Raw genomic sequence first — 6,212 nt, 5'->3', positions numbered from 1 at the left:
ATTCGAAGACGGGTGGGTTCAGACCAGCGCGGCCTCGACCTGCCCGCGCTCGAAGTAGGCGACGAGCTCGGGATCCAACGGCGGAACCTCGATCGCCGATCCGTCGCCACGCAGCGACGCGGTGGCGAGGATGCCGGCGGCGACGGCCTCGCGGGCCGCGACGGGCGACGTCTCGGTGAGTCCGCCGTGCCGCACGAAGCGCAGGAACTCCGCGACGAGCAGGGCGTCCGCACCGTCGTGCCCGGCGTCTGGCACCTCCGGGACGATGAAGGTCTCGTCGGCCGCCGCCGCTCCGGCATGACGCCGATTCCACAGCTTGACCTCACTGCCGGCCACGTCGCCGAAGTTCTCGATGCGACCCTCGGTGCCGATCACGGTGTAGTTGCGCCAGTAGTCGGGCGTGAAGTGGCACTGCTGGTATGACGCGAAGATCCCGCCCTCCAGCTGCATGTTCACCATCGAGATGTCCTCGACGTCCACCACCGGGTGCAGTCCCGTCAGCGCGGTCGGCGGCCAGTTGTCCATGCTGAACCAGTCCGGCATCCGCTCCCCGGTGCGGTCACGCCGGTCGGTGATGTCGCCGTACACGCTGAGCGCGCCCATCGCCGAGACACGCTCGCTGTACGCGCCGGCGAGCCAGTGGATGATGTCGATGTCGTGGGCGCCCTTCTGCAGCAGCAGCCCGGTGGTGCGGCGACGGTCGGCGTGCCAGTCCTTGAAGTAGAAGTCGCCGCCGTGCCCGACGAAGTGGCGCACCCAGACGGCCTTGACCTGACCGATGCGGCCGCTCTGGATCAGCCCGCGCATGAGTGTGATGACGGGCATGTGCCGCATGTTGTGGCCGATGTAGAGCCCGGTGCCGGTACGGCGTGCGGTCTCGAGCATGCGGTCGGCGTCGGCGAGGTCGATCGCGAGGGGTTTCTCGCAGAACACCGGCACGCCGGCTTCGAGCGCGCGGATGCTGAGCGCGGCGTGCGTGTCGTCGGGGGTGAGCACCATGACGGCGTCGACGCCCGAGGAGAGCAGCTCGTCGAGCGAGTCGGTGACGAGCGCGTCCGGCACGAGCAGGCGGGCGTCCTCCCGGGCACGCGGGGCGAGGTCGCACACGGCGGAGATGCGCGAGCCGTGCCCCGGTCGATGCACCTCTTCCTGCAGGGTCGAGCGCGCGCCGAAGCCGATGATGCCGATCTGGAGATCCACGATGGTCCTTCTTGTGTGATGAGTCTGTGCGGGATGCCGAGGTCAACGGGCCCGCGGGGCGGGGGCGTCGAGGTCGGTCGATCCGCCGGGGAAGAGCGTCCATGCGAACTCGTGCAGACGCCCTGGTGCGGGGTCGGTCTCGAGAGCGCGGTCGACGATGATGCGCGCCTGCCGCTCGTAGAAGTCGGTCGGACCGACGGTCGTGAGGGTCGGCGCGATCAGGCGGGCGTCCGGGGTGTTGCCGACCCCCACCACCGCGACATCGTGCGGCACGCGGAGGCCGAGCATGTGCGCGGCATTGATCGTGGCGATCGCTGCGAAGTCGGTCGTGGCGTACACGGCATGCGGCCGGTTCTCGCCGGACAGCAGCTCGACCGCCGCGGTGAAGGCGCTCGCCTGGGTGTCGGCGTAGGTCACCGTCCACGCAGGATCGGGAACGATGCCGGCGGCAGCGAGCTTCTCGACATACGGCGTGTAGCGGGTGATCTGCTCGTCGGCGAGGCGCACCGCCCCCTCCGCGGCGATGCACCCGATCGCGGTGTGCGTCTCCAGCAGATGATCCATCGCGATCTCGCACCCGGGGATCGCGTCGGAGCGGATGACGTCGAAGCCGTCCGGGTCCAGATGCTCGGAGAACACCACGAGGCGCTGTCCGCGGCGCACGAGGTCGGCGAGGTTCTTCCGCGCCGCATCGTCGAGACCCACGCCGTCGAGGTAGGCTACGTCGCTCTCGACCCGGTCGAGGGCCGCGTGCCAGTCGCCGTCGGCGAGGATCAGCGTGGTGAGCCCGTGCCTGTTCGCCTCGGCGTTCACGGCATCGGCCACCGCCAGGGACCACGGGTCGCTCAGCATGTGCAGCGAGAGCTGCACCATGCCGCTGCGTCCGGTGCGGATCGCCCGGGCCGCGCTGTTCGGTCGGTAGTTCAGCTCGTCGGCGGCCGCCAGCACCCGCGCCGCCGTGGCTTCGGCGACACCGGCCCCGTTCGTCCCCGACCGACCGGAGAACACGTAAGACACCGTCGCCGTCGACACTCCCGCCCGTTCGGCGACCATCCGCAGCGTCGGCCTTCGGGGCGCCTGGTGCTCGCTCTTCGCCATGTCTCAGCCCTTCGATCCGCTGAACGCGATGCCCTGGATGAACTGTCGCTGCAGCACCATGAAGGTCACCAGCATCGGCAGCGTCGCCAGCAGCGCGCCCGCCATCAGCACCGGATAGTCCGTGCCGTGGATGCCGACCAGCTGCGACAGGCCCACCGACAGCGGCATCTTGGCGGGATCGGTCGTCACGATCAACGGCCAGAGCAGATCGTTCCAGGACCACAGCACAGTGAACACCACAAGTGCGATGATGCCAGGCTTCGCGAGCGGAACCATGATGCGCCAGAAGGTCTGCCACGGATTCGCGCCGTCGATGCGTGCGGCTTCCTCGAGCTCGGCGGGCATCGACATGAAGAACTGTCGCATCAGGAAGGTCCCGAAGGCGCTGAAGATGCCGGGCACGATGAGCGCCTGCAGCGTGTTGAGCCAGCCGAGCGACTGGATGATCTCGTACTGCGGCAGCAGGTACAGCTGTGACGGCACCATCAGCACAGAGAGGAACACCACGAACAGGGCGTTGCGGCCGGGGAACGGGATGCGCGCGAACGCATAGCCCGCCATGGTGCAGAGCACCACCTGACCCACCGTGCGCCCGACCGTGAGCCACACGGAGTTCAGGAACATCTGCGCGAACGGCATCGAGTCGAACACCTCGGCGAAGTTGGTGAACACCCACTCGCGCGGCAGGAACGACGGCGGCACCTGCACCGAGTCGGACAGCGTCTTGAACGAGGTGAGCAGCTGCCAGACGAACGGGAAGACCATCAGCACTGCGCCGACGAGGAGCACGAGGTGCACGATCCAGAGACCGCGGTTCTTGGGCTTCCCCGCCCCGGAGCGCGCGGGCTTCGCGCCCACGATGGCGCGTGTGTCGAGGGAAACGTCACTCATAGTGCACCCACTTCTTCTGCAGACGGAACTGCACGATCGTGAGGATCAGGATGATCACCAGCAGCAGGAAGGCCACGGCGGCCGCATAACCGCGGTCGTTGTCGAGGAACCCCGCTTCGTAGAAGAGGTAGACGACGGTGCGGGTGTTCGGCATCGCGGGATTGCTGCGTCCGAGCATCATGTAGATCAGGTCGAACACCTGCAGCGCCCCGATCACGCTGATGACGCTGACGAAGAAGATCGACGGCGACAGCAGTGGGATCGTGATGGAGAAGAACTTGCGCACGGGACCGGCGCCATCCAGGTCGGCCGCCTCCATGATCGTGTCGGGAATGCCCTGGAGCCCGGCGAGGAAGATGACGATGTTCGTGCCGAGTCCCGCCCAGATGCCGACGACGGCGATCGCGATCAGGGCCGTGTCCGGATCGGTGAGCCAGCTGCGCCCCTCGATGCCGACGGCGGCGAGCGCGGCGTTCAGCACGCCGTAATCGCCGTTGTAGATCATTCGCCAGACCAGCGCGATCGCCGCGGGCATGGTGACCACGGGGATGAAGTACAGCGTGCGATAGGCGCTGCGGCCCTTGAGCCCCGTGGTGTTCAGCAGGGCGGCGATGGCCACGGCGAGCGGGATGCCGATGAGCGCGATGACCGTGTAGATCGCGGTGTTGCGCAGGGCTCCGATCAGCTCGGGGTCCTGGAACAGGCGCGTGTAGTTGTCGAGGCCCACCCACTCGGCCCCTCCGAACGGGCCGGACTTCGTGAACGAGATGATGAGCGTGCGGACGGTCGGCCAGAGGTAGAAGACGGCGATGCCCAGGGCGGTCGGGCCGAGGAACACCAGCGCCCACCAGGCCGAGGCCGCTGGGCTCCGTCGACGGCGGCGGGGGGCGGATGCCGGGGTCGCCGGCATCCGCCCCGCCGTCTCGACCGCGCGTGGCGCGATGACGGTCATGCGATCACTCCTGCTCGGCGTCCAGTGCCGCCTGCATCTGCTCGGCGAGGTCCTGGAGACCCTCCTCCGGGGCGACCGCCCCCGACCAGACCTGCGAGAGCACCTCGCTCTCGATGCTCGTCCAGGCCGACGTGTTCTTCGATGCCGGGTAGGGGACGGCGTCGTCGAGCGCGTCGATGTAGACCTGCAGGTCGTACTGCGGCAACGCATCGACCCACGCCTGCTGGGTGCCGTCGAAGGCGGGGATCACGGTGCCGGTCTCGGCCTGGATCTTCGCCGCCTGCTCGCCGGAGGCGAACTCGGCGAACTGCTTGGCCTCGGCGAGGTGCGCGCTCTTGGCATTGGCGACGTTGCCGACGCCGTGGATCACGCTCTGGTTGCCCTCTGCTCCGGCGGGAAGCGGGGCCACGTCGACGCTGCCGCCGATCTCGGCGTTGTCCGCGTAGGCGATGGCCGCCCACGATCCGTTCTGGAACATGGCGACCTTGCCGGAGAGGAAGAAGTCCTCGGGGTTGGTGTCGGTCATCTGCTGCGCCGTGGGCGACGATCCTGCGGCGATCAGGTCGGTCCACAGCTCGATACCGGCGAGTGCCTCGGGCGACCCGTAGCCGCTCTTCGTGCCGTCGGCGGAGATCACCTCACCACCGGCCTGCGCGATCGAGTTGTAGTAGTTCTCCTGCCCGTACTGGCTTGCCGCGACTCCGAACTGCCCCGTGGCAGGGTCGGTGAGCTTCGCGGCCGCGGCGGAGAAGTCGTCCCACGTCCAGCCCGCCGACGGATATCCCACCCCGGCCGCGTCGAACAGCGCCTTGTTGTACCAGAGGGCGACGGTGTCGAAGTCCTTCGGTGCCCCGTAGAGCTTCCCGTCGTAGGTGTAGAGGTCGATCAGGCCCTGCGGGTAGTCGGCCGCGTCGATCCCGCCGTCGTCGAGGGGAGCGAGCTGACCGTTCGAGGCGTACAGCTGGAAGTTCGGGCCGTTCATCCAGAACACGTCGGCCGCCGAACCACCGGTCGCGGCAGTCTGCAGCTTGGTGAAGTACTCCTTGTACGGCGTGACCTGGATGTCGATCGTGACGTTCGGGTGCTCCTTCGTGAACGCCGCGGCGATGTCCTCCATCGCAGGCTTCTGGTTCTCGTCCCAGATGGCGTAGCTCAGGGTGACCTCGCCGTCCGAGCTCCCTCCCCCGGTTCCGGACGAGCAGGCGCTGAGGGCGAGAACGGCTGCGGCTGACGCGGCGATGGCGCCGAGAGCGCGGCGGGTCGTACGGGGCATCGGTGTCTCCTTCGACAGTGCACGGTGCGCGGATTCACGGTTGTTAATCGTTTAGCGCTAATCGATTAACAAGGAGAGTACCCCGAGGTTGACACCCCCGCAACCATCGAGTCGTTCGAATCGCGCGAATGGTCCGATCGCGGGGGCGGATGCGCGATGCGGGAAGGCCCGACGACTACAGAACGGAACCGAGAGCCAGACCGAGAGCCGCGGCGAGCAGACCGAGCAACAGCATCCCGACCGCGTTGAAGGCCGACGCCGGGCGCTCTCCGTCACGCCACAGGGCGACCGTGTCGAGCATCGCCGTGCTGAAGGTCGTGAACCCACCGAGCAGCCCCGCCCCGAGGAGGAAGGCCGCGTCGGGCAGCGCAGTGGCGACGACTCCGAGCGCGAACGAGCCGCTGAGGTTGACGAGGAGGATGCCCCAGGGGAAACGGCGGCCCGTGAAGCGGGCGACCCCGAGATCGACGAGGTAGCGCAGCACCGCGCCCACCCCTCCGGCGAGCGCTGCACCGATGAAGAGGAGCGGACTCACGATGCCCCTCCCGCGCGCGGCCGACCGAGACGCAGTCCCAGAGCCGCCGCGGCGAGCCCGAGCGTGAGACTGCCGACCGCATAGGCGACGGCGATGACAGGCGCGTCCGCCCACAGGGAGAGGGTGCCCGTCATGAAGGCGCTGTAGGTGGTGAAGCCGCCGAGCACGCCGGTGCCGAGCGCGAGTCGGAGCTCGGCTGTGGCGGGCAGGCGCGCGGCCAGCAGTCCGATCAGGAGGGCCCCGACGACGTTGGCGACCAGCAC

7 protein-coding genes are annotated in these 6,212 nt (G+C 68.4%); all 7 read right to left on the bottom strand.

The genetic code is table 11. The features are described 5' to 3' along the window. Positions 1 to 18: 18 nt before the first annotated feature. Positions 19 to 1,200 carry a Gfo/Idh/MocA family protein gene (locus AX744_RS03160; RefSeq protein ID WP_197429146.1) on the bottom strand — a complete coding sequence of 394 codons (1,182 nt, stop codon included), beginning with the start codon at positions 1,198 to 1,200 and terminating at the stop codon, positions 19 to 21. 42 nt (positions 1,201 to 1,242) lie between these two features. Further along, entirely contained in the window at positions 1,243 to 2,298 is a 1,056-nt protein-coding gene (locus AX744_RS03155; RefSeq protein WP_061015370.1) for a LacI family DNA-binding transcriptional regulator, read from the bottom strand. A gap of 3 nt (positions 2,299 to 2,301) precedes the next feature. Then, a complete protein-coding gene (locus AX744_RS03150; protein WP_017204308.1) occupies positions 2,302 to 3,189 on the bottom strand; it encodes a carbohydrate ABC transporter permease in 888 nt (295 codons plus the stop codon). Beyond that, a complete protein-coding gene (locus AX744_RS03145; protein ID WP_061015369.1) occupies positions 3,182 to 4,141 on the bottom strand; it encodes a carbohydrate ABC transporter permease in 960 nt (319 codons plus the stop codon). Before AX744_RS03145 ends, AX744_RS03150 begins: the two co-directional genes overlap by 8 nt. Before the next feature lie 4 nt (positions 4,142 to 4,145). Continuing rightward, a complete protein-coding gene (locus AX744_RS03140; RefSeq protein ID WP_061015368.1) occupies positions 4,146 to 5,414 on the bottom strand; it encodes an ABC transporter substrate-binding protein in 1,269 nt (422 codons plus the stop codon). A 175-nt stretch (positions 5,415 to 5,589) separates the two neighbouring features. Continuing rightward, entirely contained in the window at positions 5,590 to 5,949 is a 360-nt protein-coding gene (locus AX744_RS03135; protein WP_061015367.1) for a fluoride efflux transporter FluC, read from the bottom strand. Next, a partial coding sequence (locus tag AX744_RS03130) for a fluoride efflux transporter FluC (RefSeq protein WP_061015366.1) occupies positions 5,946 to 6,212 on the bottom strand: 267 nt, incomplete at its 5' end. The genes AX744_RS03135 and AX744_RS03130, both read right to left, overlap by 4 nt.

It is taken from the genome of Microbacterium sp. CCH5-D1, assembly GCF_001557335.1.
Lineage (GTDB): Bacteria > Actinomycetota > Actinomycetes > Actinomycetales > Microbacteriaceae > Microbacterium > Microbacterium oxydans.
This window is presented reverse-complemented; position numbering and strand designations above follow the sequence as displayed.

What these genes read in the sequence shown, in the direction of transcription:
- AX744_RS03155 (WP_061015370.1), bottom strand. Translation starts at nt 2,298, where the DNA reads ATGGCGAAGAGCGAGCACCAGGCGCCCCGAAGGCCGACGCTGCGGATG.
- AX744_RS03150 (WP_017204308.1), bottom strand. Translation starts at nt 3,189, where the DNA reads ATGAGTGACGTTTCCCTCGACACACGCGCCATCGTGGGCGCGAAGCCC.
- AX744_RS03145 (WP_061015369.1), bottom strand. Translation starts at nt 4,141, where the DNA reads ATGACCGTCATCGCGCCACGCGCGGTCGAGACGGCGGGGCGGATGCCG.
- AX744_RS03140 (WP_061015368.1), bottom strand. Translation starts at nt 5,414, where the DNA reads ATGCCCCGTACGACCCGCCGCGCTCTCGGCGCCATCGCCGCGTCAGCC.